The following is a 723-nucleotide window of genomic DNA, read 5'->3' on the forward strand; positions in this document are numbered from 1 at the left end:
TAAAGCTCACGCGGATAAAGTGAAAGAAGTGATTAAAACCCACAAAACTGCACCTCAATACGCATTAATCAAACGCCTAAATCCAGTCATAAGAGGATGGTGTAACTACCATTCCAAAGCTGTTTCCAAAGAAACATTTTCCTTTTTAGACCATAATACATGGCTGAGATTAAGAGCATGGACAGTTAGCCGATGTGGTAAAGCAGGTTACAAAAATCTGAAACATTATTTCAAAAAGAACGGTAATAGAACATGGAATTTTGAAACCCAAAAAGGTTACAGATTACTTACCCATGCAGAAACACCTATTACTCGTCATGTAACTGTAAGACCTGAAGCATCACCGTATGACGGAAACTGGATGTATTGGAGTACAAGAAAAGGAACATCTTATGATGTCCCAAAACGAGTAGCAATTTTGCTCAAAAAGCAAAAAGGCAAATGCAATTTCTGTGGACAATATTTTACCCCAGAAGATATTGCAGAGATCGACCATATCATCCCCACGTCACTAGGCGGTAAAGATGAATATAAAAATCTGCAATTATTACATCGCCATTGTCACGATACTAAAACGGCAACCGATGGGTCGTACAACCCAAAAGAAACCGGATGTTCTGATGATAACAGACAATTAGACTAGGAGCCGTGTGCGATGAAAGTCGCAAGCACGGTTCTGAATGGGAGTTGGGGGTTGTAAAGCCCCCCTCGACCCCTAATATT

1 protein-coding gene is annotated in these 723 nt (G+C 40.1%); it reads left to right on the forward strand.

What is annotated here, in order from left to right; genetic code table 11:
* Positions 1–643 (forward strand): group II intron maturase-specific domain-containing protein (locus tag PL9214_RS29705; RefSeq protein WP_186440526.1); only part of this gene is annotated, 643 nt, incomplete at its 5' end.
* Positions 644–723 lie beyond the last annotated feature (80 nt).

The organism is Planktothrix tepida PCC 9214, from assembly GCF_900009145.1.
Lineage (GTDB): Bacteria > Cyanobacteriota > Cyanobacteriia > Cyanobacteriales > Microcoleaceae > Planktothrix > Planktothrix tepida.